The 25,959-nt window shown below is 74.8% G+C and carries 21 protein-coding genes; 14 read left to right on the top strand and 7 right to left on the bottom strand.

What is annotated here, in order from left to right; translation table 11 throughout:
* Positions 1-78: 78 nt before the first annotated feature.
* The 5 genes from VIW71_RS15025 to VIW71_RS15045 all read left to right on the top strand — a co-directional run bounded on the left by VIW71_RS15025 (position 79) and on the right by VIW71_RS15045 (position 6,296).
* Complete coding sequence (locus VIW71_RS15025) at positions 79-1,638, top strand: MFS transporter (RefSeq protein ID WP_331622758.1); 1,560 nt, start codon at positions 79-81, stop codon at positions 1,636-1,638.
* A 392-nt stretch (positions 1,639-2,030) separates the two neighbouring features.
* A complete protein-coding gene (locus VIW71_RS15030) occupies positions 2,031-2,753 on the top strand; it encodes a hypothetical protein (protein WP_331622760.1) in 723 nt (240 codons plus the stop codon).
* 161 nt (positions 2,754-2,914) lie between these two features.
* Positions 2,915-3,913 carry an oxidoreductase gene (locus tag VIW71_RS15035; RefSeq protein WP_331622761.1) on the top strand — a complete coding sequence of 333 codons (999 nt, stop codon included), beginning with the start codon at positions 2,915-2,917 and terminating at the stop codon, positions 3,911-3,913.
* Positions 3,914-4,489: 576 nt separating this feature from the next.
* Positions 4,490-5,623, top strand: coding sequence for an FAD-dependent oxidoreductase (locus VIW71_RS15040; protein WP_331622762.1), 1,134 nt, complete (start codon positions 4,490-4,492; stop codon positions 5,621-5,623).
* Between the two features lie 298 nt (positions 5,624-5,921).
* On the top strand, positions 5,922-6,296 hold the full coding sequence (locus VIW71_RS15045) for an SAV_915 family protein (protein WP_331622763.1): 375 nt from the start codon (positions 5,922-5,924) through the stop codon (positions 6,294-6,296).
* Between the two features lie 675 nt (positions 6,297-6,971).
* Here the strand turns inward: VIW71_RS15045 and VIW71_RS15050 are convergent.
* The 4 genes from VIW71_RS15050 to VIW71_RS15065 all read right to left on the bottom strand — a co-directional run bounded on the left by VIW71_RS15050 (position 6,972) and on the right by VIW71_RS15065 (position 12,375).
* Complete coding sequence (locus VIW71_RS15050) at positions 6,972-8,114, bottom strand: XdhC/CoxI family protein (protein WP_331622764.1); 1,143 nt, start codon at positions 8,112-8,114, stop codon at positions 6,972-6,974.
* 222 nt (positions 8,115-8,336) lie between these two features.
* The gene (locus VIW71_RS15055) at positions 8,337-10,784 is read right to left on the bottom strand and encodes a xanthine dehydrogenase family protein molybdopterin-binding subunit (protein ID WP_331622765.1); all 2,448 of its coding nucleotides are present in this window, start codon (positions 10,782-10,784) and stop codon (positions 8,337-8,339) included.
* Positions 10,785-10,786: 2 nt separating this feature from the next.
* Positions 10,787-11,263, bottom strand: coding sequence for a (2Fe-2S)-binding protein (locus VIW71_RS15060; protein ID WP_331622766.1), 477 nt, complete (start codon positions 11,261-11,263; stop codon positions 10,787-10,789).
* A 239-nt stretch (positions 11,264-11,502) separates the two neighbouring features.
* Positions 11,503-12,375, bottom strand: a complete 873-nt coding sequence (locus VIW71_RS15065; RefSeq protein WP_331622767.1) for an FAD binding domain-containing protein — start codon at positions 12,373-12,375, stop codon at positions 11,503-11,505.
* Between the two features lie 296 nt (positions 12,376-12,671).
* Here VIW71_RS15065 and VIW71_RS15070 point away from each other — a divergent pair, with 296 nt between their 5' ends.
* Both VIW71_RS15070 and VIW71_RS15075 read left to right on the top strand, forming a co-directional pair.
* On the top strand, positions 12,672-14,318 hold the full coding sequence (locus VIW71_RS15070; RefSeq protein WP_331622769.1) for a PucR family transcriptional regulator: 1,647 nt from the start codon (positions 12,672-12,674) through the stop codon (positions 14,316-14,318).
* Positions 14,319-14,487: 169 nt separating this feature from the next.
* Positions 14,488-15,237, top strand: a complete 750-nt coding sequence (locus tag VIW71_RS15075) for a hypothetical protein (RefSeq protein ID WP_331622770.1) — start codon at positions 14,488-14,490, stop codon at positions 15,235-15,237.
* A 238-nt stretch (positions 15,238-15,475) separates the two neighbouring features.
* Here VIW71_RS15075 and VIW71_RS15080 read toward each other — a convergent pair whose 3' ends face one another.
* The gene (locus VIW71_RS15080) at positions 15,476-16,219 is read right to left on the bottom strand and encodes a GntR family transcriptional regulator (RefSeq protein WP_331622785.1); all 744 of its coding nucleotides are present in this window, start codon (positions 16,217-16,219) and stop codon (positions 15,476-15,478) included.
* A 77-nt stretch (positions 16,220-16,296) separates the two neighbouring features.
* Here VIW71_RS15080 and VIW71_RS15085 point away from each other — a divergent pair, with 77 nt between their 5' ends.
* Both VIW71_RS15085 and VIW71_RS15090 read left to right on the top strand, forming a co-directional pair.
* Entirely contained in the window at positions 16,297-17,106 is an 810-nt protein-coding gene (locus tag VIW71_RS15085; protein WP_331622771.1) for a (2Fe-2S)-binding protein, read from the top strand.
* Positions 17,107-17,280: 174 nt separating this feature from the next.
* Positions 17,281-18,342: a DUF2637 domain-containing protein gene (locus tag VIW71_RS15090; protein ID WP_331622772.1), complete on the top strand. Its 1,062-nt coding sequence runs from the start codon at positions 17,281-17,283 to the stop codon at positions 18,340-18,342.
* Positions 18,343-18,395: 53 nt separating this feature from the next.
* Here the strand turns inward: VIW71_RS15090 and VIW71_RS15095 are convergent, their stop codons facing one another.
* Together VIW71_RS15095 and VIW71_RS15100 are read right to left on the bottom strand one after the other, a co-directional pair.
* Complete coding sequence (locus VIW71_RS15095) at positions 18,396-18,749, bottom strand: ATP-binding protein (protein ID WP_331622773.1); 354 nt, start codon at positions 18,747-18,749, stop codon at positions 18,396-18,398.
* Positions 18,750-19,142: 393 nt separating this feature from the next.
* Entirely contained in the window at positions 19,143-20,204 is a 1,062-nt protein-coding gene (locus VIW71_RS15100) for a protein phosphatase 2C domain-containing protein (protein ID WP_331622774.1), read from the bottom strand.
* A gap of 1,811 nt (positions 20,205-22,015) precedes the next feature.
* Between VIW71_RS15100 and VIW71_RS15105 the strand changes: the two genes are divergently transcribed.
* The 5 genes from VIW71_RS15105 to VIW71_RS15125 all read left to right on the top strand — a co-directional run bounded on the left by VIW71_RS15105 (position 22,016) and on the right by VIW71_RS15125 (position 25,771).
* The gene (locus VIW71_RS15105; RefSeq protein WP_331622776.1) at positions 22,016-23,008 is read left to right on the top strand and encodes a helix-turn-helix domain-containing protein; all 993 of its coding nucleotides are present in this window, start codon (positions 22,016-22,018) and stop codon (positions 23,006-23,008) included.
* Positions 23,009-23,141: 133 nt separating this feature from the next.
* Entirely contained in the window at positions 23,142-23,627 is a 486-nt protein-coding gene (locus tag VIW71_RS15110; RefSeq protein ID WP_331622777.1) for a DUF456 domain-containing protein, read from the top strand.
* A gap of 82 nt (positions 23,628-23,709) precedes the next feature.
* Entirely contained in the window at positions 23,710-24,108 is a 399-nt protein-coding gene (locus VIW71_RS15115) for a PPOX class F420-dependent oxidoreductase (protein ID WP_331622778.1), read from the top strand.
* A gap of 265 nt (positions 24,109-24,373) precedes the next feature.
* Positions 24,374-25,411: a LacI family DNA-binding transcriptional regulator gene (locus tag VIW71_RS15120; protein WP_331622779.1), complete on the top strand. Its 1,038-nt coding sequence runs from the start codon at positions 24,374-24,376 to the stop codon at positions 25,409-25,411.
* Positions 25,412-25,630: 219 nt separating this feature from the next.
* The gene (locus tag VIW71_RS15125; RefSeq protein ID WP_331622780.1) at positions 25,631-25,771 is read left to right on the top strand and encodes a hypothetical protein; all 141 of its coding nucleotides are present in this window, start codon (positions 25,631-25,633) and stop codon (positions 25,769-25,771) included.
* Positions 25,772-25,959: the final 188 nt, after the last annotated feature.

Here is a 25,959-nt window from a genome sequence, read left to right on the forward strand (position 1 = left end):
GTACCGTCGTGGAGTACGAAACCGTTTCGTTCATGTCTGTAGTGCCGCCGAACCCGTCCCACCCCAGGAGTCCGTCCCATGTCCCCTCAGTCCACCGCCGACGCGCCCGTCGGCGAACCCGTACCGGAAGTCCCGGTCTCACCGGCCGAGCAGACCGGGCAGACCGAACAGGCCGGGCAGGCCGCCCCGGCAGGCGAGCGCCCCGGCCACCGCTGGTGGGTGCTGGGGGTCATCGCCCTCGCCCAGCTGATGGTGGTCCTCGACGCGACCATCGTGAACATCGCCCTGCCCTCCGCCCAGCAGTCCCTGCACTTCAGCGACGGCAACCGGCAGTGGATCGTCACCGCCTACTCGCTCGCCTTCGGCAGCCTGCTGCTGCTCGGCGGGCGCCTCGCCGACCTGATCGGCCGCAAGATCGTCTTCCTGGTCGGCGTGGTCGGTTTCGCCGGCGCCTCCGCACTGGCCGGTGCCGCGCAGAACTTCGAGGTGCTGGTCAGCGGGCGCGCCCTCCAGGGGCTGTTCGGCGCGCTGCTCGCACCGGCCGCGCTGTCCCTGCTCAACACGACCTTCACCGACGCGAGGGAGCGCGCCAAGGCCTTCGGCATCTACGGCGCCATCGCCGGGGCCGGCGGCGGCGTCGGCCTGCTGCTCGGCGGTCTGCTCACCGAGCACCTGAACTGGCGGTGGACCCTCTACGTCAACCTGTTCTTCGCCGCGCTGGCCTTCGCCGGGGGCCTGGCGCTGCTGCGCAAGGGCGCTCCCGCCGAGCGCCCCAGGCTCGATCTGCCCGGCACGATCCTGGTCACCACCGGCCTGTTCGGCCTGGTCTACGGCTTCTCCAACGCCGAGACCCACGACTGGAGCTCCCCGCTGACCTGGGGCTTCCTGGTGGCCGGCGGCGTGCTGCTGGCGGCCTTCACCTGGTGGCAGACGAAGGCGCAGCACCCGCTGCTGCCGCTGCGCGTACTGCTCGACCGCGACCGCGGCGCGTCCTTCGCGGCGCTGGCCATCTCCGGCGCGGGCATCTTCGGCGTCTTCCTCTTCCTGACCTACTACCTCCAGGCGTCGCTGCACTACACGCCGGTAGAGACCGGCCTCGGCTTCCTGCCGATGATCGGCGGGCTGATGGTCGCCGCGCAGCTCGTCACCAACACCCTGCTGCCGCGACTCGGCCCGCGCCCGATCGTGCCGCTGGGCATGGGCCTCGCGGTCGGCGGCATGGCCTGGCTGACCACACTCGACCTGGGCAGCTCCTACGCGGCGGGCGTGCTGCCGCCGCTGGTCGTCATCGGCTTCGGTCTCGGTCTGGTGATGCCGGCCGCGATGAGCGTCGCGACGGCCGGAATCGCCGCGGAGGACGCGGGTGTGGCGTCCGCGGCGGTCAACACCATGCAGCAGGTGGGCGGTTCGATCGGCACCGCGCTGCTGAACACGCTGGCCGCGAGCGCCGCGACGAACTACCTCGCCGGGAAGCAGCCGTCGGCGTCGGTCCTGGCCCAGGCCCAGTTGCACAGCTACGGGACGGCCTACTGGTGGTCGGCCGGTTTCTTCGCGGTCGGCGCGGTGCTGGCGCTGCTGATGTACCGCAAGGGCCGGCCCGAACAGGCCGAGGACAGCGTGCGCGCCGTCCACATCTGACCCGCGGGTCCGTACGGACCCCGCCCCCGACCCCCCGGCGCCCTTGAGCGGAGAGCGGCCGGGACGCGGGGGCCGGCAGCCGGGTCATCGTGGGGACGGGACACCCGGCCGTCCACCGGCCCCCGCACCACCGCCGCCCCGCCGGTACGCCCCCGCGCGTACGGACGGGGCGGCCCAGTTTGCGGGCGGGCCACCGGGCGGGCGCGGCTGCCCGAAGGACGGACGGGCCCGGACCCGACCGCCCCCGCCGGTGAGGCCGGCGCCGGCGATACGGAACCGGTCATGCGGGTGCATTTGGCGGCGCCCCGCCGCCGCGTCGCCCCGCCCCGGCGGCCCGGCGGGGGACGCTGAGCAACCACCTGCCCCCCCACGCGCAGAAAGCAGTGCCCGCCATGAACCGCCGATCCCGCCCCCTCGTCCGTGCCCTGGTCCGCTTCCCCGGCTGCCTCGTCGTCCTGCCCGGTCTGCTGCTCGGCGCGGCGGGCCACTCCTCGGCGGCCACCCCGGCCGCGGACCACCGGTCCGCCGCCCGCCCGACGCGCGTCGTGCCGCTGCCTCCCGGGGCCGGCGACCGCGAGGGCGCGGTGCTGACCGGCCAGGTGACCCCGGTGCACGCCGAGGTCGAGCCCGCCGCGAACGGCGATTTCGTCCTGACGGTCACCAACACCGGCACGCTCCCCGCCACCGACGTCCGCGTCCTGCTGGACGACGCCTCGGACGGCAACGGCGTCGGCTCGGCCGACGGCCGCTGCCTGAGCCGGCTGGACGGCTTTTCCCCGGCCGACCTGTGGTGCGAACTCGGTGATCTGGCGCCGCGGCAGACCGCGACGGTGGCCGTGCACGCGTACATGTTCAGCTGTCTCTGGCTCGACCCGGCCGGGTCGGTCGCGCAGGCCGACGCGGCCGCCTTCTTCTGGCGGATCGGCTACACCGCCGGCGGGCGGGCCTACCTGCTCGACGAGCCGGCGCCGCAATGGAGCTGCGCGGAGTTCCGGGCCGGGGTCTTCTCCGACGTCGGGGCCGGGCGGCTCCCGGACGACGGCCCGGACAGCCGGGCGGACACCGTGCTGGTACCGGCGGACCTTGACATCGCGGAAGCCGGTGAGCGACCGTGATGTCTCAGGCACTTGCCCGCCCGTGCACAACTGACAGCGCTCTCTCCGGTCATCAGCCCCACCGGTGGCCAACAGATCAGTCGCAACAAGCCAGTTGACGGGGATTCCGCGGCCCGCCCATTGGCCCCGACCGCGGACCCGGAAGTACACGGAGGCTCGTCATGTCGCCCGACAGCACCGACGCAGCGCCTTTCAGTACGACCTATTCCATACCCGACGGCTGGGGTCTGCACAAGATGCCCGACCTCACCGGCAAACTCGCCGTCGTCACCGGCGCCAACACGGGACTCGGCCTGTGCACCGCCCGCGAGCTGGCCAGGGCCGGTGCGGACGTGGTGCTCGCCGTCCGCAGCACCGCCCGTGGCACCACCGCCGCGGCCGACATCCGCGCGGTGGCGCGCGACAGCCGGGTGGACGTACGCCGCCTCGACCTCGCGGACCTCTCCTCCGTACGGGAGTTCACCGACCGCTTCCTCGACGAGCACCCCGCGCTCGACCTGCTGGTCAACAACGCCGGGATCATGGCGACCCCGTACCGGACCACCGCCGACGGCTTCGAGCTGCAGTTCGGCACGAACCACCTGGGGCACTACGCGCTGACCGGGCGCCTGCTGCCCGCGCTGACCGCGGCCACGGCCGCCCGCGTGGTCACCGTCAGCAGCGACCTGCACTCGATGGGGCGGCTGGACTTCGGCGACCTCCAGTCCAAGCGGAAGTACGGCCGGCTGCGCGCGTACGGCACGTCCAAGCTGGCGAACCTGCTGTTCACCGCGGAACTCGACCGGCGGGCGACCGCCGCCGGCCTGTCGGTGCGGGCCTACGCCGTCCATCCCGGTTTCGCGGCCACCTCGCTCACCATCACCGGCCAACCCGCCCTGGTCCAGCGCCTGATGTCGATCCCGACCACCCTGGTCGCGGTCAGCCCGCTCACCGGTTCGCTCCCCATCCTGTGCGCGTCCACCCTCCCCGACCTGCCCGGCGGCGTCTTCGTCGGCCCGCGCGGCAAGAGCGGCATGCGCGGCGCCCCGGGCGTCATCCTCCCCAAGGAGAACGCGCGCGACCGCGCCGCGGCGGTCCGCCTGTGGGAGGTCTCCCAGTCCCTCACCGACACCCACTACGACTTCTCGGCCGCGGCGGTCTCCGACTCCCCGGCGAAGTAGGGCCGGAGCCGCGCTCGGACCGCCGGGCTCCGCGTCGCGGTGACGCGCCGCCGCGGAGGTCCCCCGGGTGGCACGCCGCCCTGGGGACCTCCGGCTCGCGCCGCCGGCATCCGCGGAGCAGACCGCGGAGCGCGCGCCGCCCGCGGACTGCCCGGCGAGGAAGGAGCGAGCAGGCCCGCGAGAGGGTGCCGCACCAGCTCTGAGCGGCCCAGCCGCTGTACGGCACGGCCGCGGGCTCGGGGGCGTACCCGGCACAGGGTGCGCCGAGGCCGCCCCGCGCGCACCCTGTGCCACTTCGGTGTCTGGCCGCGGCACCTGATCTCCCTGCACGCCGACGCCGGAGCGGTGCCAGGTCCCGGCGGGCGTCCTCGCGGCGGCCGGGAAGAGGCGGAGGAGGTGGCGGCAGGGGCCGGGGAGCCCGCGGCGATCGGGCCGCGCGGGCGGCGGCGTCCGGGCCGGGACGGCGACGACCGGGGCGATCTGGCGCGGCGAAGGCGTCGTACGTCCGGCGGCGGGTACACGATGTCAGCAGATGTCGGACAACTGAGATCGACCCGTAGAGCGAAGGGCACCACCATGAACGCCGCCGCGCCCCCCGCCGCGACCCGCGTGGCGATCGTCGGCGCCGGGCCGACCGGGCTCGCCCTCGCCGTCACCCTCGCCGGGGCCGGTATCGACTTCGTCCTGCTCGACAAGCTCCCCGAGGGCGCCAACACCTCGCGGGCCGCAGTCGTGCACGCCCGCACCCTGGAGGTGCTGGACGAGCTGGGCGCCGGCGCGGAGCTGGTGCGCCGCGGCCTGCCGGTGGAGCGTTTCACCGTCCGCCACGGGGGCCGCACGGCGGCCGAGTTCTCCTTCGCCGGGCTGCCGACGCCGCACCCGTACACGCTGATGGTCCCGCAGAGCGACACCGAGGCCGTGCTGCTCGACCGGCTGCGGGCGCTCGGCGGCGGGGTTCACCGGCCGTACGAGGTGACCGGCGCCGCCCAGGACGCCGACGGGGTCACCCTCACCCTGGCGGGCGGCCGGACGCTGCGCGCGCGATACGCGGTCGGCGCCGACGGCATGCACAGCGCCGTCCGGGAGGCGGCCGGCATCGGCTTCCCCGGGAACGCGTACGAACAGTCCTTCGCGCTCGCCGACGTCACCATGGGGTGGCGGCCGGGCCGCGACGAGGTCTCGCTCACCTTCCACCCGGACGGGCTGATCGTGGTCGCCCCGCTGCCGCACGGCCGCTTCCGGGTGGTCGCCGTCATGGACGACGCGCCCGCCGCGCCCGACCGGGCCTGTGTGCAGGACCTGCTGGACGCCCGCTCCCCCGGGCAGGCGCGAGTGGAGCGGGTGGTGTGGGGCTCGCGGTTCCGGGTCCACCACCGGGTCGCGGACGCCTACCGGGCCGGACGGCTGCTGCTGGCCGGCGACGCGGCGCACGTGCACAGCCCGGCGGGCGGCCAGGGCATGAACACCGGCATCCAGGACGGCTACGCGCTCGGCCGCGCCTTCGCCGACGACCGCCTCGACGCGTACGAGGCCGGGCGCCGGCCGGTCGCCGAGCGGGTGGTCGCCCTCACCGACCGGATGACCCGGCTGGCCACCCTGCGCAACGGCCCGGCCCGCGCCGCCCGGGACACGGTGCTGCCGCTGCTGAGCCGCGTCCCGGCCTTCCGCACCCGGATCACGACGGAACTGGCGGAACTGAACTACCGCTGAACGGTGCGGGATTCAATCCTCGGCAGGTGCGGCCCTCCGCACGCCCCTCGCGGCGGGCGGCCGCACGAGCGGCCCGACCCGCAGCGGCGCCCCTTACGGGTACGGGGCCGGTTCACTCGAACGGGCGACGACAGTGCCGGGGGCCGCCGTGGCGTCGGCGGGGGGCGGGGGCCGCAGGCGCCGGTGCGCGCGGGCGCCGGGTACGCGGTGGCCGGGCGATCGCTGAGGCAGGTGCGGCGGGCGTCCCCGCACCGACCGCACCGCATGCGGTTGCCGCGGGGCGGGTTACGGTGGGCCCATGCACGTGAGCCAGGATCAGCCGTCCGGCGGCACGGAGCCGGAACCGGCCGGACGGACCCCGCGCTCGCTGTACGTCCCGGTCCGGCGCGGACCCGCCGGCACGGTCCTGCGCCTGTGGCGGACCCCGTTCGGCACCCGTACGGCGGTGGCCTTCACCAGTGACCGGCGGCTGCGATCCGTCCTCGGGCCCTGCCAGCCGTGGATCAGGCTCTCCGAGGCGGCCCTGCGCGGCATGGCCGAACCCCTCGGCGCCCGGCACCTCACGGTCGACCCGCTGCTGACGGCCAGACCCCCGGCCGCCTGGTCCGGCACCGCGTCGGGCGTACCCTGCGCCCCCCGGGCCACACGGCCCCAGCCCGCGGGCACCGCGTAGTCCGTACGGCCGCTGCGCCGGCTTCCGGGCCGTCCGCCCCCGGACGAGGGGCCACCGACGGACCGGATCTCCCGCACCCGCGTTTTCCCCGCTCCCGGTGGACCGGCTGCTCAGCGGACTGCCGCTGCTGCCGGTACCGGCCGGGACGCCGTTCACGGGCACGCCGGCAGGAGGGTACGGCGGGGCACCCGTACACACGCCGGGCCTTGACCACGGTGTCGCAACCGTACCCACCACCGGCCCGGGCCCCGTACACTCCCCGCACCCCATGCCACCCTCCCCGGCCGCATCCCCCCCACTGCGGCCCCGCGCACCGCTCCGCCGCCCCACCACCCCCCACGGCGGAGCGGTGCGCGCCAAGGGGCCCGGCCATGGCGTACGGGGGACACGACCGCGGGTGCGGCACGACCCGCTGGGGGCGGCCGGTGCCGCCGTGGCGGTGGGCGATGATCCCGGCGACGGTGGTGAAGATGCTGGACGGGCTGCCCCGGGTGGCGCGGTACGCGTGGTTCGGGCCGCCTGCTAAGGACGGCGGGCCGAGCAGCGGGCTCTTCCGCAGCGGCCCGGTGGAGACGGCCGCGGGCCGCGCCTTCGAGGCGGCACGCTGGTCCGGGCAGGGGTCGGCGGTCCGCCGACCCCTGCCCCGCGATGCCCCGCGATGCCGTGCGGCGAGTCCTACGAGGCGCGCACCGCGGTGGTGTCGTGGTGGATGGGGGTGTGCGCGCCGGTGAGGGGGCGGCCGGTGCCGCCGTGGCGGTGGGCGATGATCTCGGCGGCGATGGACACGGCGGTCTCCTCCGGGGTGCGGGCGCCGAGGTCGAGACCGATCGGGGAGTGCAGCCGGGCCAGGTCGAGGTCGGTCAGACCGGCCTCGCGCAGGCGGTCGAGGCGTTCCAGGTGGGTACGGCGCGAGCCCATCGCGCCGACGTACGCGACCGGCAGCCGCAGCGCCTGCTCCAGCAGCGGGATGTCGAACTTCGCGTCGTGGGTCAGCACACAGATCGCGGTGCGCCCGTCGAGGCGCCCGGCCCGGGTCTCGGCGTCGAGGTAGCGGTGCGGCCAGTCGGCGACCACCTCGTGGGCGTCGGGGAAGCGCCGCGCGGTGGCGAACACCGGGCGGGCGTCGCAGACCGTCACCCGGTAACCGAGGAACGTCCCGGCCCGCACCAGCGCGGCGGCGAAGTCGATGGCGCCGAACACCAGCAGCCGCGGCGGCGGCACGCTGGACTCGACCAGCACGGTCAGCGGCACCCCGCAGCGGCTGCCGTCGGCCCCGATCACCAGCGTGCCGGTGCGCCCGGCCGCCAGCATGGCGACGGTCTCGGCCGCCGCCGTACGGTCCCGCAGGTCGTCGCCGAACGACCCCTCGTACGAGCCGTCGGCGCGGACCAGCAGGGCGCGGCCGAGCAGGTCGTCGGGTCCGGTCACGATCCGGGCGACAGCCGCCGTCTCGCGCGAGACGGCGGCGGCCAGGCCGCCGGCCACCTCCGGCCGCTCGGCCGGGTCGATCCGCTGGACGAGGATGTCGATGTCGCCACCGCAGGTCAGGCCGACGGCGAAGGCGTCCTCGTCGGAATAGCCGAAGCGCTGGAGCACGGTCGCCGGGCCGTCGCCGGACAGCGCCTCCTGGCACAGGTCGTAGACGGCGCCCTCGACGCAGCCGCCGGACACGCTGCCGATCACGTTGCCCGCGCCGTCCACGGCGAGCGCGGCGCCGGCCGGGCGCGGCGCGCTGCCGCTGGTCCCGACCACCGTCGCGACGGCGAACGGCAGGCCGCGTTCGCACCAGCGGTGCAGCTCGTCGGCGATGTCCAGCATGGTGGCTCAACCTCTCTGAGAACGGGGCTCCGGGGCGCGCCCCGGGAAGCGGGTCCGGGGGCTCGCCCCCGAGCAGGGGGCCGGGGCCTCCCCCGGGGAGCAGGCCCCGGACCTGCCCCGGGCGGGGATCCGGCACTCGCTCCCGGAACCGGCCCGGGAGGGCCCGGGAGCCTGGCTCCGGACGGAAGGTGCTCCTTCTCCCGCAGCGAGCCCGCGGGGGATCTACGTCCCGGTCAGGTGTTCCGGCCGGACCGGGGTCCGGTTCAGCTCCAGCCCGGTCGCCTGCCGGATGGCGGCCAGCACGGCGGGGGTGGAGGACAGGGTGGGCGCCTCGCCGACGCCCCGCAGCCCGTACGGCGCGTGCTGGTCGGCGAGTTCCAGCACGTCGACCGGGATGCTCGGCGTGTCGAGGATGGTGGGGATGAGGTAGTCCGTGAAGGAGGGGTTGCGCACCTTCGCGGTCCTCGGGTCGATGAGGATCTCCTCCATCACCGCGACGCCCAGGCCCTGGTTGGTGCCGCCCTGGATCTGGCCGACCACCGACAGCGGGTTGATCGCCTTGCCGACATCCTGGGCGCAGGCCAGCTCGACCACCTTGACCAGGCCGAGTTCGGTGTCGACCTCGACCACCGCCCGGTGCGCGGCGAAGCTGTACTGGACGTGGCCGTCGCCCTGGCCGGTGCGCAGGTCGAACGGCTCGGTCGGGCGGTGCCGGAACTCCAGCTCCATGTCGACGGCCTCGTCCTCCAGCACGTCCGCCACGTCGGCCAGCGCCTCGCCGCCGTCGGTGACGACCTTGCCGCCCTCCAGCAGGAGTTCGGCGGTGGCCCACGCCGGGTGGTATGTACCGAACTTGCGGCGGCCGATCTCCAGGACCTTCTCCCGTACCGCCTCGCAGGTGTTCTTCACCGCGCCGCCGGTCATGTACGTCTGGCGGGAGGCGGAGGTGGAGCCGGCGGAGCCGACCCGGGTGTCGGCGGGCTGGATGGTCACCTGGGTGACGCCGAGTTCGGAGCGGGCGATCTGCGCGTGGACGGTGACGCCGCCCTGGCCGACCTCGGCCATCGCGGTGTGCACGGTCGCCACCGGTTCGCCGTTGATGACCTCCATCCGCACCCGGGCGGTGGAGTAGTCGTCGAATCCCTCGGAGAAGCCGACGTTCTTGATGCCGACCGCGTAGCCGACCCCGCGGACCACGCCTTCGCCGTGCGTGGTGTTGGACAGGCCGCCGGGCAGGGCGCGCAGGTCGGCGCCCTCGGTGGTCTCCCACTGCCGGTCCGGCGGCAGCGGGCGGGACTTGACGCGGCGCAGCAGTTCGGCGACGGGCGCCGGGGAGTCCACCCGCTGCCCGGTGGGCATGATCGTGCCCTGTTCCATGGCGTTGCGCTGCCGGAACTCCACCGGGTCGAGGCCGAGTCCGGCGGCGAGCTTGTCCATCTGCGCCTCGTAGGCGAAGCACGCCTGGACCGCGCCGAAGCCGCGCATCGCGCCGCAGGGCGGGTTGTTGGTGTAGAGGGCGAGCGCCTCGACGTCCACGTCCTCCACCACGTACGGGCCGACCGACAGCGAGGCGGCGTTGCCGACGACGGCCGGGGAGGAGGAGGCGTACGCGCCGCCGTCCAGCACGATCCGGGCCTTGACGTGGGTGAGCCTGCCGTCACGGGTGGCGCCGTGCTCGTAGTGCAGTGTGGCCGGGTGGCGGTGGACATGGCCGAAGAACGACTCGAAGCGGTCGTAGACGATCTTCACCGGCTTGCCGGTGCGCAGCGCCAGCAGGCAGCCGTGGATCTGCATCGACAGGTCCTCCCGGCCGCCGAAGGCGCCGCCGACGCCGGACAGCGTCATCCGCACCTTGTGCTCGGGCAGGCCCAGCACCGGCGCGATCTGCCGCAGGTCGGAGTGGAGCCACTGGGTGGCCACGTACAGGTCGACGCCGCCGTCCTCGGCGGGCACCGCGAGGCCCGACTCCGGGCCGAGGAACGCCTGGTCCTGCATGCCGAAGACGTAGTCGCCGGTGACGATCACATCGGCCCGCTCGGCCGCCGCGGCGGCGTCGCCGCGGACGACGGGCTGGCGGTGCAGGATGTTGGGGTGCGGGACGTGGGCGGCGTGATGGTCCTCGCGGTGCTCGTGGACCAGGACCGCGCCGGGCGCGGTGGCCGACGCCTCGTCGGTGACGACGGGCAGTTCCTCGTACCGGACGCGGATCTTCGCGGCGGCGCGGCGGGCGGTCTCGGGGTGGTCGGCGGCGACCAGCGCGACCGGTTCGCCGTGGTGGCGGACCTTGCCGTGGGCGAGCACCGGGGTGTCGCGGATCTCCAGGCCGTAGTGCCTCACCTCGGTGGGCAGGTCGTCGTAGGTGAGCACGGCGTAGACGCCGGAGGTGGCCAGCGCCTCGGCGGTGTCGATGGAGGCGATCCTGGCGTGCGCGACGGTGCTGCGCAGCGTGTAGCCCCACAGCATGTCCTCGTGCCAGAGGTCGGAGGAGTACGCGAACTCTCCGGTGACCTTGAGGATGCCGTCCGGGCGCAGCGTGGACTCGCCGATGCCGCCCTTGGTGGTGGAGCCCTGGGTGAGGCTGGTGGGGGCGCGGTCCGGGGCGGTGGCGGCCACGGGGGTTCCCGGCGTACCGGGCGTACGGCGGGTCCCGGCGGGCGTCTGCGGGCTCATCGTCACACCGCCCCCTCGGTGCGGGCGGCGGCCAGCCGTACCGCGTCGAGGATCGCCTCGTAGCCGGTGCAGCGGCACAGGTTGCCCGACAGCGCCTCGCGGATGTCGCCGTCGGTCGGCGACGGATTGCGCTCCAGGAGCTCGTCGGTGGCGACCAGCAGGCCCGGGGTGCAGAAGCCGCACTGGACGGCCCCGGCGTCCACGAACGCCTGCTGGACGACGGACAGTTCGCCGTCCTCGCCGGTCAGGCCCTCGACGGTGGCGACCTCACGGCCCTCCGCCTGCCCGGCGGCCACCAGGCAGGAGCAGACCGGCACGCCGTCCAGGCGGACCGTGCAGGAGCCGCACTCGCCCTGCTCGCAGGCGTTCTTGGAGCCGGGCAGACCCAGCCGCTCGCGCAGGACGTACAGCAGGCTCTCGCCCTCCCATACGTCGTCGGCCTCCTGCGGGCGGCCGTTGACGGTGAAACTGACGCGCATCTGGTGTTCCTTCTCCTTGACTTGGTCGGGCTTCCTGCTTCCCCCTGCCTTCGGCGGGAGGTGCCCCCACCCTCCGCGGACCGCCTCTCCCTCCTCGCCCGCCATCGGGCAGAAGGGGCCCATCGGCCGCCCACTGCGGGAGCTCGGGCGTCAGCCCTCTCCGTTCCTGGTCGGGCCTCCTGCTCACTCCCTCCGCGGACCGCCTCGTTCCTCGGCCGCCCACTGCGGGAGCTCGGGCGTCAGCCCTCCGGACCGCGGTACTGCTGCCAGGTCCAGCCGAGGGTGCGGCGGGCCAGTACGCCCAGCGCGTGCCGGCGGTACGAGGCGCTGCCGCGGACGTCGTCGATCGGGCTGGCGGCGCCGGCCACCAGGTCGGCGAACTGCCGTGCCACCGCCGGCGGGACGATCTTCCCGTTGTCCCAGAAGCCGCCTTCGTCCAGCGCCGCGGTCAGGAACTCCTCGGCGGCCGTGGCGCGGATCGGGGTGGGCGCGGCCGAGCCGATGCCGGTACGGACCGTGCGGGTGTCGGGGTGCAGGGCGACACCGAAGGCGCAGACCGCGATGACCATCGCGTTCCGCGTGCCGACCTTGGAGAACTGCTGCGGCCCGGTCGCCTTCTTCAGGTGCACGGCCCGGATCAGCTCGTCGGGGGCGAGGGCGTTGCGCTTGACGCCGGTGTAGAACGCGTCGACCGGGATCATGCGGGTGCCGCGGACGGAGACCGCCTCGACCTCGCCGCCGCCCGCGAGCAGCGCGGGGTGGGAGTCCCCTGCCGGGGAGGCGGTGCCGAGGTTGCCGCCGACGCCGCCGCGGTTGCGGATCTGCGGGGAGGCGACGGTGCGGGCGGCGAGTGCCAGGCCCGGCAGCTCCGCGCCCAGTTCCTCGATGATCCGGGTGTACGGAACCGAGGCGCCCAGCCGTACGGTGTCCGCGCCCGATTCCCACTCCTGGAGTTCGCCGATACGGTTCAGGTCCAGCAGGTGCGCGGGCCGGCGGTGGTCGAAGTTGATCTCCACCATCACGTCCGTGCCACCCGCGATCGGCACAGCGGCGGGGTGCTCGGCCTTGGCGGCGAGCGCCTCCTGCCAGCTTGCGGGGCGGAGGAATTCCATCGGGTCGTCTCTTCTCGGGTTCTCGGGCCGGGGCCGGGCTCGGGAGCGGTGCTCGGTGGAGGGGTCCTCCTTTGAGCAATGCACACGGTATGTACTCATTACAAGGCCACCGGGGCATCCAGGTGCAGTCACCGAAAACATGAAGGGATTGGCTGGCCAGGCGCCACGTCTTGTAGATTCCTCTGAAAAGACGGGTTTGGAAACATTGCGGTATCCCACCGGCAACGCCGATGGAACGGCCGGGCCGTCATCTTGGTGCCGCTGACCACATATCTGCTCACGACGAGGCAACGACGATGCGGCTGCGCGCACTGCTGGACACCGAAACTCTTGGCCTGCGGCTGCTGGGCGGCGCCGACGAGCTGGACCGTACGGTCCGGAGTGTCATGACCACGGATCTACGGGACCCCAGCCGCTATCTGTCCGGCGGCGAACTGGTGCTCACCGGGCTCGCCTGGCGCCGCGACCCCGCCGACGCCGAGCCCTTCGTACGGATCCTGGCCGGCGCCGGGGTGGCCGGTCTCGCAGCCGGTGAGGCGGAGCTGGGCGCGGTCCCCCCCGACCTGGTGGCCGCATGCGCCCGCCACCGGCTGCCGCTGTTCGCGGTGGACGAGCAGGTGGCGTTCGCGACCATCACCGAGTACGTGGTGCGGCAGGTCTCCGGGGAGCGGGCCGGGGACCTGGCAGCCGTGGTGGACCGGCACCGGCGGCTGATGTCGTCCGGGCCGGCCGGCGGCGGCCCGGACGCGGTCCTCGACCTGCTGGGCAGCGACCTGGATCTGCGGGCCTGGGTGCTGTCCTCCACCGGTCGGGAGATCGGCGGCTCCCGGCACCCGCTGCCGGCGCCGATACGGACCGAGCTGGCGGGCGCCGGGCAGGCCGCGGCCCGCACCACCTGGCCCGCGCCCTACCGGGTGACCGTGCAGGGCGGGCGCACGTACTCGCTGTTCCCGGTCCGCGCGGGAGACCAGACCGCGGACATACGGACCACCGTGCTGTCCGACTGGCTGCTCGCGGTGGCGGCGGACGCCGGGGACTGGCCGGCCGAACGGCTCGACCTGCTGCACGGCGTCACGCAGCTCATCGCGGTAGAACGGGACCGGCGGGAGGCGGCACGCGCGGTACGGCGGCGGCTGGCCGCAGAGGTCTTCGAGCTGGTACGCGGCGGCGCCGCGCCGGCCGAGATCGGGGCCCGGCTGCGGGCGGCGGCGCCGGTGCTGGTGCCCGGCGCGGGCGGCACGCCGTACTGGCAGATCGTGGTGGCCCGGGTGGAGTGGGCGGGCTGCGGGGAGCCGGGGCCGGCGACGCAGGCGCTGCTTGAGGAGACGCTGGCCGACCCCGCGGAGCCGGGGCCGGAGGCGGCGGACCGGATCGCGGTCGCGTACGCCGAGGAGGAGGCGGTCGCACTGGTGCCGCTGCCGGTCGCGGCGGAGGGCGCCGCCCCGCAGCCGTGGCGGGCCGAGCGGCTCCAGGAGGTGCTGCGTCGGCCGCTGGGCCGGGGGCTCGGTGAGGACGGGCGGCTCACCGTGGGCGTCAGCGCGGCGGTGTACTCGCCGGAGGGGCTGCGCGGGGCGCTGGAGGAGGCCAGGCATGCCCGCCGGGTGGCCGCTGCCCGTCCGGACCGGGTGTGCGTGGCCGGTCACGAGGAGCTGGCCTCCCACGTCCTGCTGCTGCCCTTCGTACCCGACGACGTACGCCGGGCGTTCACCGCGCGGCTGCTCGACCCGCTGCGCGCGTACGACCGGCGGCACCGGGCCGAGCTCATTCCGACCCTGGAGGCGTTCCTCGACTGCGACGGGTCGTGGACGCGGTGCGCGACCCGGCTGCATCTGCACGTCAACACGCTGCGGTACCGGATCGGGCGAATCGAGCAGTTGACGGGCCGGGACCTGGCCCGGCTGGAGGACAAGCTGGACTTCTACCTGGCGCTGCGGATGAGCTGACGCGGGGCGGCCGCCTGGCGCTGCGGATGAGCGACGCGGGGCGGCCGGTTTGTGATCACGTTCACGAGATTTGATCTTCCGCCCCCTTGGCGGGGGCCCCTCCGCCGTGTTGGACTTCCGCCATTCACACACATGCTCACTGGCTCGACGACGCGCTTGGGGGGAAGCTGTGGCGGACACCGTCCTGCCTGATTCGGTGGTCGGACTACCCGACGTATGGCGGCTGCGGGCACGCGGCTGCTGGGCAGAGGCGGCGGCACTGCTCGCGCCCTTCTGCGCCGACGACGCCGGGGCCGCGCTGCGCAGGGCGGAACTGCTGGTCGAAGCGTGCTTCTACCAGCTCGAGGGGTGGGCGGAGGCGGAGGACGCGCTCCGTACGGCGGAAGCGCTGGCCGGCACCGACGAGGAGCGGGGGGCCGCGGCCTCGGAGCGGGGGTATCTGGCGTACGGCGCCACCCTGTTCTCGGTACGGGACCGGGCGGACGAGGCGCGGTCCGCGTTCGGGCGCAGCGCCGCGCTGCTCTCCCCGGGCTCCCCCGGACGGCCTCTGCTGGACTTCCGCCGCGGGCTCGTCGCCGAGAACATCGCCGGGAACCCGGCCGCCGCTCGCGCCGCCTACCGCCGGGCCCACGCCGGAGCCGTGGCGCACGGCGACACCTTCCTCACCTCCTTCACCTGGCGCCACCTCGCCGGCCTCGCCGCGGCCGACGGCGACCTCGCCGAAGCCCGCCACGGCTTCGCCGAATCCCTCCGCCTGCGTGTCTCCCTCGGCCACCTGGTGGGCACCGCCCCCGCGCTCCTCGCCCTCGCGGACCTCGAACCGGGCCCGGAGGCCACCCGCCTGCGCACCGAGGCCGCCCGCCTCTACGAACTGCTCGGCGGCGTCCCGGCCTGGCTGGCCACGACGTTCTCCGCGTAACGGCCCGGGGGCGGGCCGTCGGACGGAAGCCCTTCCGGCCGCAGGCGGCACGGGGAGGGGCGGTCGGGCAGGTGGGGGAAGGCAGGGGGACGGCCCCCCGGCGCCGCGCCGAGACCGGGGACGAAAGGCCGCGTCCCCCGACCGCCGGGCCCCTCACCACCGGGGGACCCAAGACATGCTCGCGGGCCAGCGCCTCCACCGTGAGCTCGAAGGCCGCGTCCCCCGACCGCCGGGCCCCTCACCCCCCGGCCAGCCCCAAGACATGCTCGCGGGCCAGCGCCTCCACCGTGAGAAGGTCCCCGGCGACCAGCGCCTCCAGCAGAACGCTGTGTTCCGTCGCGTCGGCGAGCAGCGCCGCCGGGCGCGCCCCGACTTTCCCGCTCACCACCGACGGCGCCTGCGCGCGGCGGTGCAGTTCGTCGGCCACCGAGACGAGCTGGAGGTTGCCGGAGAGTTCGAGCAGTGCCCGGTGGAAGGCCCGGTCCGACTCCGCGTACGCGGCCCGGTCGCCGCGCGCCGCCACCGCGACGGTGGCGTCCGCGAGCGGGCGCAGGCCCTCCCAGCGCTCCGAGGGCACCGTGCGGGCCAGGGCGAGCACGACCGGCACCTCCAGCAGCGCCCGCACCTCCGCGAGCTCGGCGAGGTCACGGGCGGACCGCTCGGCGATCCGGAACCCCCGGTTCGGCAGCACCTCCACCGCGCCCTCCCGGGCGAGCGACTGCATCGCCTCCCGCACGGGCGTCGCCGAGACGCCGTACCGTCCGGCCAGGGCCGGCGCCGAGTGCACCGAACCGGGGCTGAGCTCCCCGCTGACGATCGCACCCCGCAGCGCGCCGAGCACCTGGTCCCGCACCGACAGCCGCTCGGGCACCCGTGTCTGTGCGGCTCGCTCCCCCCGGTTCACCGGTTCACCGGTTCCTTCCCTCGTGGCTGGTACATCTCGGCCGGAACATTTCCGCCGGAACGTTTCCTCCGGAAAGATCCGCGCGCCCCCGTCACCCGGCCGGCGCACTGCCGTTAGGTTAAACCCCGCCCGCCGCCGCTAAGGTAAGCCTTACCATGCCAGTGATCAGCTCCTCGTACACCCGGCTGACCGCCGTCCACCCCGCGCTGCGGGTGACCGTCGCCGCTCCCCGCTCCGGCGGAGGCTGGGTGGCCGCGCACGACCTGGCGCGGGGCGGCGCCGCTGTCGACGCCTTCGTGGCGTGGGACGCGGCCCAGGTGGTACGGGACCACGGCCGCCCGCCGCGCTCCGACGTGGCCGCCACTCTCGGCCTGCACCGCTACCTGTGGCCGGCCTGCCTGCTCTTCACGGTCCCCTGGTTCCTGCGCCGCCGGGTGCCGCGCCTGCCGGTGACCGACGTCTCCTTCCACCGCGCCGCCGGCCGGATGACCGTACGCCCGGCGTCGTTCTGCTGCCTGCCCGACGACCCGGCGGCCCGCCTGCCGGGCGCCCGGACCGTACCCACCGAGGCAGCCCTGCGCGAGGAGTTGCGGGCCGCGCTCGCCGAACACGCGGCGCCGGTGCTCGAGGCGTTCCGGCCGCTCGTGCGCCGCGGCCCGCGCGCCCTGTGGGGCATGGCGACCGACGAGGTCACCGAAGGACTCTGGTACGTCGGGCGGTTGCTGGGCGAGGAGCCGCGCGCGGTCGCCGAGCTGGCCGCGCTGCTGCCGGGCGACACGGCGCCCTACGCCGGCGGAGCCGGTTTCCGTCCGCCCGGCCCGCCCGCCGCGACCGGATGTGACGACCCGTCACGCTCCCGTCTGACCTGTTGCCTGTTCTACACGGTGAGCCCCGGCGGCGGGTGTACGGGCTGCCCGCGAGCCCTGCCCGCGGCCCGTATCGGCGGCCGGGCGTCCGCGGCCTGACCGAGTCACGCTACGATCGCTCAACCAGCCTTTGTTGCACGGGAGTTCGAGTACGCCATCCGTACGCGTGCTCTTGTGCCACAACGTCTGCACCTATCCGCGCTCTTCGCGAAGATGTGGGCCGTACGCCGTCCCGCGGCCCGAGCGCGACGGAAGCGACACGAGGAATCGCACATGAGACTTACCGACATATCGCTGGACTGGGTGCTCTCGTTCGCCGTCGGCCTGGTCGTTCTCGCGGCCTGCGTCGTCGTGGTCCGCAACAGGCGCGCGAACGAGCGGAACAGCGCGCAGGCCGATTCGTGGGAGCGCAGCGAGGAGCGCCGCCGCCGCAAGGAGGCGATCTACGGAATCGCCTCGTACGTCCTGCTGTTCTGCTGCGCCGCGGTGGCCGCCGCGCTCTCCTTCCACGGCCTGGTCGGCTTCGGCCGGCAGAACCTCAATCTGAGCGGCGGCTGGGAGTACCTGGTGCCGTTCGGCCTGGACGGCGCGGCCATGTTCTGCTCCGTGCTGGCGGTGCGGGAGGCCAGCCACGGCGACGCGGCGCTCGGCTCGCGCATGCTGGTGTGGTTGTTCGCGGGCGCCGCGGCCTGGTTCAACTGGGTGCACGCGCCGCGCGGGGTGGACCACGCGGGTGCCCCGCAGTTCTTCGCCGGCATGTCCCTGTCGGCCGCCGTGCTCTTCGACCGGGCGCTGAAGCAGACCCGCCGGGCGGCGCTGCGCGAGCAGGGCCTGGTGCCGCGTCCGCTGCCGCAGATCCGCATGGTCCGCTGGCTGCGGGCGCCCCGCGAGACGTACGCCGCCTGGTCGCTGATGCTGCTGGAGGGCGTGCGCACGCTGGACGAGGCGGTGGAGGAGGTCCGCGAGGACCGGCGGCAGCGCGAGCAGAACACGCTGCGGCGACGCGACCACGCCCGGATGGAACGCGCCAAGATCAAGGCGCTCACCCGGCAGCACCGCACGTGGCCGCGGGGCGGCCGGGGCGGCCGCCAGGTGGAGCTGCCCGCTGCGAGCGCCGCCGGAATCGGCGGCCCGGCCGCATCGGAGCCTGCCATAGCGGCGGAGATCCCGGCCGCCGAACTGCCGTCCCGGGCGCGCCCGGCGCTCCAGCCGGTGCGCGGCGAGGAGGCGAAGCCGTTCACCATCGACCTGACGGCCGAGGACGACACGCTGACGCTGCCGCGGCTGGACTCGCTGGAGCGCAAACTGGAGGAGATGGAGCGGCAGTTCGGCTGACCGACCGGCCTCTGACGCACGGTGACCGCCGCGGGACATCACGTCCCCGGCGGTCATGCCGTCTTCACGGCCAGTTCGAACCAGATCACCTTGCCGCTCCCCCGCGCGTACACGCCCCAGGAGTCGGCGAGCGCCTGGACCAGCAGCAGTCCGCGACCCGAGGTACCGTACTCGCCGTCCGTCTCGTTCGTCCGGCCGGCGGGCCGGCGGGCGGACGAGTCCCGGACCTCGACCCGCAGCCGGTGCGCCGGGCCCGGCGAGAGGGTCGCGGTGAGGACGGCGCCGCCGCCGGTGTGCTGAAGCGCGTTGGTGAGGAGTTCGGTGGCGAGCAGTTCCGCCGTGTCCACCAGGACCGGTACGCCCCACAGCCGCAAGTGCTCCCGTAGCAGCGCGCGTGTCTCGGCCACGGCGGGAAGGTCGGCCCGCCGTACCGCCTGCCGCAGTCTGTGCCCGGTGATGTCCGTCTGCTTCCCCCGTTCCGCGAGTTTCTCCTGCGGAAAGGAATGCCCACCACCGGTCGCGTCCAGTCCTGCGGGATTTCGGCCCGCCCGGCCAATCAACTCCCTTATGAGTCCGGCACGTTGCGCAGACCGGTGCGGGCGGCCTGGACCATCGCACGGCGTCCACCACCGGGTTGAGGCTGTCGCCCACCGCTCCGTGCAGGCGCCGTACGCTTGCGCGTACCAGAACGTCGATGAACTGCTCGGCCACGGTCTGCTTCGCCACCTACCCGTCTCCTCACGGCACGGGCGGTCAGGCATCCCGGCGGCGGCTGGCGGAACGTCACCCGTCCCGCACGGTCAGGCGTCCCAGATGGTCACCGCCGTACGGTCGTCCGCGTACCCCTTGACGCGGGTCTGCGCGTCGGCGAGATACGCGGCCAGGCCCGGCACCCTGCCGGCGCCCCAGCGGGTGGCCAGATGCGCGGCCAACCCCGGTTCGCCGCGCAGCGGGTCGGCCAGCCCCGGGCTGCACATCACCAGTGCGTCACCCGGCTGGGCGACGGTCGCCCGGAACCGGAACGGCGCGGACGCCTCGTCGGGAGCGAGCTCGAGGTCCTGCCAGGCCCCGTCCCTGATCCGGAACAACCCACCCTCCCCGACGCCGAAGAACAGCCGGATACGGCACTCGGGGTCGGCGGGCAGCAGCAGGCAGCGCAGTGACGCGGTGTACGTGCCCTCGTCCAGCCCCAGGTCCTCGCCCCGCGCCCGGAGCCTGCCGTAACAGCGGTCGGTCAACCGGTGCAGCCCGCTCTTCAGCGCGGCCCGGCGGCCGGCCCGCAGGTCGTCCGCGAGCCGGGCCCGGCTACTGCCGACCGCGCCCGCGATCCACCGCACGGCGTCGTGCGCCGCCCGGTGCGCGTCGTCGGCCGCCCGCGCGCCGCTCGCCGTCGCCACCAGCAGCACCGCCGCGTCCCCCGACCCGAACCGCGCGGTCAGCAACGCGTCCCTGCGGGGCTGCCCGCGATACCGCGCGGAGTCCCCCCTGATCGCCACGGTCCGCACCGTGAGCCGCCCGTACGAGGCCCCGTCCAGCACGGTGTCCGGTACCAGTCCGGCCGGCTCCTCCGGATCGGCCTCCGGCCACGCGGTCGGCTCCGCCTCGTACGTCGGCGGCCCACCGCCCACCACCTCCGGCTCCCCCACCTCCTCCTCGGCCGGCACCCATCCCGGCGGCAACTCCGGCGCCCACCGCACCTCGCCTTCCGTGAAGGTGGTCTCGCCCCACGAGACACCGGGTGCGGTGGTGGGGGGCGTGACGGGGGTGGGGGCCGCTGCGGGTGCGGGGCGCGCTGCCGGCGCGGAGCCGAACGGGGAGTCGGACGCGGGCCCGGTCGCCCGCGGGCGTTCCGGTCCGGCCACGGGTGCGGTTCCGGGCCGGGGCGGTGGCGGGGCGTCCGGCGTGGGGATGGTCGAAGTCCCCGACGCGGGAGCACGGGGATCGGCGGGCGGCTCGTACGCGGGCTTGGGGTGGCTGGGTTGCCCGGCGGGAGGCGTCGGCTCGGGGCCCGACACGGGCGGAGTCGCCGGCCCAGGGTCCGATACGGGCGGAAGCGCCGACTCGGGGTCCGACGCGACCGGAGACACCAACTCGGGTCCCGACACAGCCAGAGACAGAGGCACCGGCTCAGGACCCGACACGACGGGAGGCACCGGCTCAAGGTCCGATACGGGCGGAAGCGCCGACTCGGGGTCCGACACCGCCGGAGGCACGGGCTCAGGACCCGACACGACGGGAGGCACCGGCTCAGGGCCCCATACAGGCGGAGGCGCCGGCCCAGGGTCCGATACGACAGGAGGCGCCGGTTCAAGGTCCGATACGGGCGGGGGCACCGGCTCAGGACCCGACACGACCGGAGAGACGAACTCGGGGCTTGACACAGCCGGAGGCACCGGCCCAGGGTCCGATGCGGGCGGGGGCGCGGGTGGGGTCGGCGGCAGCGCAGCGGGGTCCGGGGTACCCCACTGCTCGGCGGAGGAGGGGGCCGTGGGGGCGGAACCGACCGCGGGCGCCTGCGGGCGGGGGGCCACCCAGGCGTCCCAGGGCTGAGCCGGAGGCGGCTGCGTACGACTCCGCGGCGCTTCCTCTCCCTCGGCCTCGTCCCGCTGCCCCTCCGGCGGCCCGAACGCGGGCTCGGCCGACCACAGGTCCCACGGCCACGCCGCGGAGGACCCCGGCACCGCCGTCTCCGGGGCCTGCGTCCGGGCCGGCGGCACTCCTTCGTGCGGGGGCGGTGCGACCGACGGCACATCGTCCTCCGCAGGTGCGGCGGGACCCGCGGCCGGCGGCACCCAGGGCTCCGGGGCAGAGGCCGGAGCCGGCACGTGCGGCACCCTCTCCGCCTCATCCGCCACCCCATCCGCCGCCTCGTCCGCCGCCGCGGCCGGCGGTTCGGCGAAGGTGGGCGGGGCCGACCAGGGGTCCTCCCAGGGCGACGGCCCGGGGTCGGCGTTCGGCGAGGTGGCTGCCTGCACCGGGAGGGACGGCTCCACCACCGGCTCCTCGGCGGCACCCCCTTCCTCGGCCCGCGGCGGAACCACCCGTGGCGCGGCCCCGGGACGGGTCGGCCGGGGCCAGGACGGGGGCGGAGGCGGCGGGGTCGGGCGGCGCAGGCGCAGCGTTTCCGCGCGGGGCGGGGGCGGCGGGGACATCGCGTTCAGGGCGGAGTCGAAGTGCGCGTCGAGCGGGTCGTACGCGGCGCGCGGACCGCCGGTGGGCGTACGCCGCGCGGACCCCTCCGCCGTAGCCTCACCGGCCCCCTCCGACGGACCGCCCGCCGGGGCCCGTGACGTACCTCCCGCCCCCTCGGGCGCGGACCCGGCGGCAGCTTCCTCCTCGTACAACTGCCGCCACCAGTCGTCCTCTTGGCTGGGGCGCGAGTCCCCCTGCTGGCTCATGCCCCTATTGTCCACCGCCCGGGCCACGGGGAAACGTGATTTCGCCGGGGCCGGCCCCGTCCCCCGCGCGGGGCCCCCGACGCCGGCCGCATTCGCGATCTCCCCGGCGGATCGCGAATGCGGCGCGGATCACCCTGGCAGAGGGCGCCCGGAGGAAGGGAAGATGACGGCGGCGGAAAACCGCCGTGGCTCATTTCCGCCACCGCACACCGCCCGTACGGATCCAGGACCAGGTACGTACAAGGTACGAACGCAGGAAGACGAGGGGGGCTTCGTTGCTCGGCGCCATCGGTCTGGACGAAGTACAGGAGGCCGCGTACCGCGCCCTGGTGGGCCTCGGCGCGGCGGAGGTGGGGGACCTGTCGCACCGCCTGGGCCTGCCGGAGGAGGACGCGGGCCGGGTGCTGCGCCGCCTGGAGGGGCACGGTCTGGTCGCGCAGTCCTCGGCCCGGCCCGGCCGCTGGGTGGCCGCCCCGCCGGGCATCGCCCTGTCCGCCCTGCTCACCCGTCAGCGGCACGAACTGGAGCAGGCCGAGCTGGCCGCGGCCGTCCTGGCCACCGAGTTCCGCGCGCAGGCCACCGAACCCGCGGTGCACGACCTGGTCGAGGTGGTGACCGGCGCGGGCGCGGTGGCCCAGCGTTTCCGCCAGATCCAGTTCGGCGCGGAGAGCGAGGTGTGCGCCCTGGTCACGGAGAAGCCCGTGGCCGTCACGGGCCTGGAGAACGACGCCGAGCAGGAGGCAGCCCAGCGCGGGGTCGCGTACCGGGTGGTGCTGGAGCGTTCCGCGCTGACCGGCCCGAACGGCCTGACCGAACTGTCCGCCGCGCTCGGCCGCAACGAGCGGGTAAGGGTGGTGGACCGGGTCCCGACCAAGCTCGTGGTCGCCGACCGCACCCTCGCGATGGTGCCGCTGACCCGCCGCCTCGCGCAGCCCGCGGCGCTGGTCGTGCACGCCAGCGGCCTGCTGGAATCGCTGATGGGGCTGTTCGAGGAGGTGTGGCGGCAGGCGATGCCACTGCGCCTGGACGGCGCCGCCGGCACCTTCATCGAGGACGACCCGGAGCAGCCGGACGCCACCGACCTGCAGATCCTTTCCCTGCTGCTCGCCGGTCTGACCGATGCCTCCGCCGCCAAACAGCTCGATCTGGGCCTGCGGACCGTGCAGCGCCGGGTGAAGCGCCTGATGGAGATAGCCGGTGTGACGACCCGCCTGCAACTGGGCTGGCACGCGTACGAGCGCGGCTGGGTGGCCCGTACCGACGGGTGAGCGCGCGCGTGTCCCGACGCGTCGCCGGATGCCCGACCCGTACGCCGCACCGTCCGCGCGGCCGGGTAACGCCCCGGCTGCGATGATCCCGCCCGGGCGGCGGGCGCGGCGGGATTCGGGCAGGGTGGGCCTCATGGGGACCGCACAGGCGTGCCTGATCGGCGCGGTGATGCTGCTCGGCCTCCTCGGCGTGCCGGCACCCGGCGTACCCGGGACGCTGTTGTGCTGGGCGGCCGTGCTGTGGTGGGCGACTCTGGAGCACACCAGCCTGACCTGGGGTGTACTGGCAGGCGCGACCGTTCTGCTGGCCGTCGCGCAGGTCCTGGTGTGGTTGCTGCCGCCCCGCCGGATCCGCGACTCGGGCATGTCCTGGCGGACCGTGCTGACCGCGAGCGGGGTGGCCGTCGCGGGTTTCGCGCTGCTGCCGGTGGTGGGCGCGGTGCTCGGCTTCGTCGGGACGATCTACGTGACGGAGCGGGTCCGGCTGGGTGGCGGCCACCGTGCCGCCTGGGCCGCGACCCGGCGGGCGATGCGGGCGGTGGGCGGTTCCGTGCTGGTGGAGCTGATGGCGTGCCTGCTGGTCGCGGGGACGTGGCTGGGCGCGGTGGTGGCGGGCTGAGCCGTACCGGTCCGGAGGCGCAGGACGCGGGTTGGGTCCATCGTCCGATGCCGGCCGGGCCGTGGCGTGTGAGGGTGGCGGTATGACGACCGACAGGCCGGAGAGCCGACGCACCGAACTCAACGAGGCCGAGCTCGCCTACCTGCGCGGCCGGCGGCTGGGCCGACTGGCGACGGTGGACGCCGAGGGCCGCCCGCAGGCCAACCCGGTGGGCTACTTCCTTCGCGAGGACGGCACCGTGGACATCGGCGGCCGGGCGATGGGCAGCACGAAGAAGTGGCGCAACATCGCCGCCGACCGCTACGTCTCCCTGGTCGTGGACGACCTCGCGAGCACGAACCCCTGGAGGGTCAGGGGCGTCGAGATCCGCGGGACCGCCGAGCAGGTCGTGGGCCCGCACACCCACGGCGCCCGTCTCAGCGAGGAGCTGATCAGAATCCGGCCGTACAAGATCATCAGTTGGGGCCTGGAGGGCTGGTGACGCGTCGGTCCAGGTTCGCCCGTCAAGGAGCGGCGTCCGGTGCGGCGCGTCGCAAGGCGCCGCACCGGCCTCGCCGTCCTGCTCGGTCGATGCGGCAACACCGCGAGGTGCCGTGCCGGGCGTCGCGACGGGGGAACCCTGGCTGACGCGGCGCGCTGGGACCACATTCAGAGAGCGCTCTCACGCGAGGGCCGGTGAACCGATACGCTGTGCGTATCGCCTTGGCCGCCGCATATGTGTGATCAGCTCGCGAAGGAGCCCTCCTGTGTCCGAACCGAGCTTCGCGCCCCGTCCCACACTGGAGGCCGTCGCGGCGCGGGCCGGGGTGTCGCGGGCGACCGCTTCCCGGGTGGTCAACGGCGGCGAGGGCGTACGGGCGCCACTGGTGGAACGGGTCAGGCGGGCGGTCGACGAACTGGGTTACGTGCCCAACCAGGCCGCCCGCACCCTGGTCACCCGGCGGAACGACGCGATCGCGGTGGTGGTCGCCGAGCCGGAGACCCGTTTCTTCTCCGACCCCTTCTTCGCCCAGCAGGTGCGCGGCATCAGCCGGGAACTGACCGCGCACGACAACCAGTTGGTGCTGCTGCTGACCGAGGGCGCGGCGGACTACGCGCGGGTCGGCCGCTATCTGGCGGGCGGCCACGTGGACGGCGCTCTGATCTTCTCCCTGCACGCGGACGACTCGCTCCCGGTGCTCGCCCGCCGGGCCGGGGTGCCGACCGTGATCGGCGGCCGTCCCGGCTGGTCGGACGGCGAGACGCTGTACGTGGACTGCGACAACCGGGGTGGCGCGCGGGAGGCCGTGCACCACCTCCTGGGCCTCGGCCGCCGGCGCGTCGCGCACATCGCGGGCCCGCTGGACCAGACCGCCTCGGTGGACCGCCTCGACGGTTTCCGCGACGTCCTGCCGGAGACCGACCCGCAGCTGATCGCCGAGGGCGACTTCACCCCGGAGGGCGGCGCGCGGGCCATGGCCGAACTGCTGGAGCGCTGCCCGGACCTGGACGCGGTGTTCGCCGCGTCGGACGTGATGGCCTCGGGCGCGCTGCGGGTGCTGCGGCAGCGGGGCCGCCGGGTACCGGAGGACGTGGCGGTGGTCGGCTTCGACGACATCGTCTCGGTCGCCGACTGGACCGACCCGCCGCTGACCACGATCCGCCAGGACATCGAGGAGATGGGCCGCCTGATGGCCCACCTCCTGCTGCGCGCCCTGGAACCCCCGGCGCAGGGGGCACCGGGAGTGCCGGCGCTGTCGTCGATCGTGACGCCGACGCGGCTGGTGGTGCGCGGGTCGGCGTGAGGCACGCGCCGGCAGGGGCCGTACGGGCGAACGTCGGGTCGTACCCGCACCTGGTCGCCCGCTCGCCGGTCCGACAGTCGTACGGTCACCCCGGCCGGGAGTGGGCCGAACTCCGCTCCCGGGGCAATGGGTTGGAAACGCCGGGCAAAGGGAAGGTCACAATCAGGCAGCGAACGTGAGGGTGCGGTGAAGACCGCGCGGAAACGAGGAGGCTCAGGGATGGCCTACAGCGTGATCCTCGGCATCGTGATCGTCGCACTCGTGGTCGTCGGCGTCATCGGTTCCTTCTGGAGCGCGGGGAGCCCCATCGCGGTCCGCCGGCGCCATGGGCGCGACGGCGGGGCGGGCTCAGCGGGCTGAGCGGGGGCCGGCTTCTTGTCGGGCGAGGGCGGATCGGCGATCCGCCCCCTCCTCGACCTCAGCGAACCGCCGCCCCGCCTTCCTCCCGGCGGCTTCCCCCGACCGCCGCCCCGGCCCCGGTCCCGGCCCGCAGCACCCTGCCGACCGCCGCTCCGCCCTTCCCCGGCGGCCGGCGCGCGGCGGGGGGG

Origin of the sequence: Streptomyces sp., assembly GCF_036524955.1 — a bacterium.
Classification (GTDB): domain Bacteria; phylum Actinomycetota; class Actinomycetes; order Streptomycetales; family Streptomycetaceae; genus Actinacidiphila.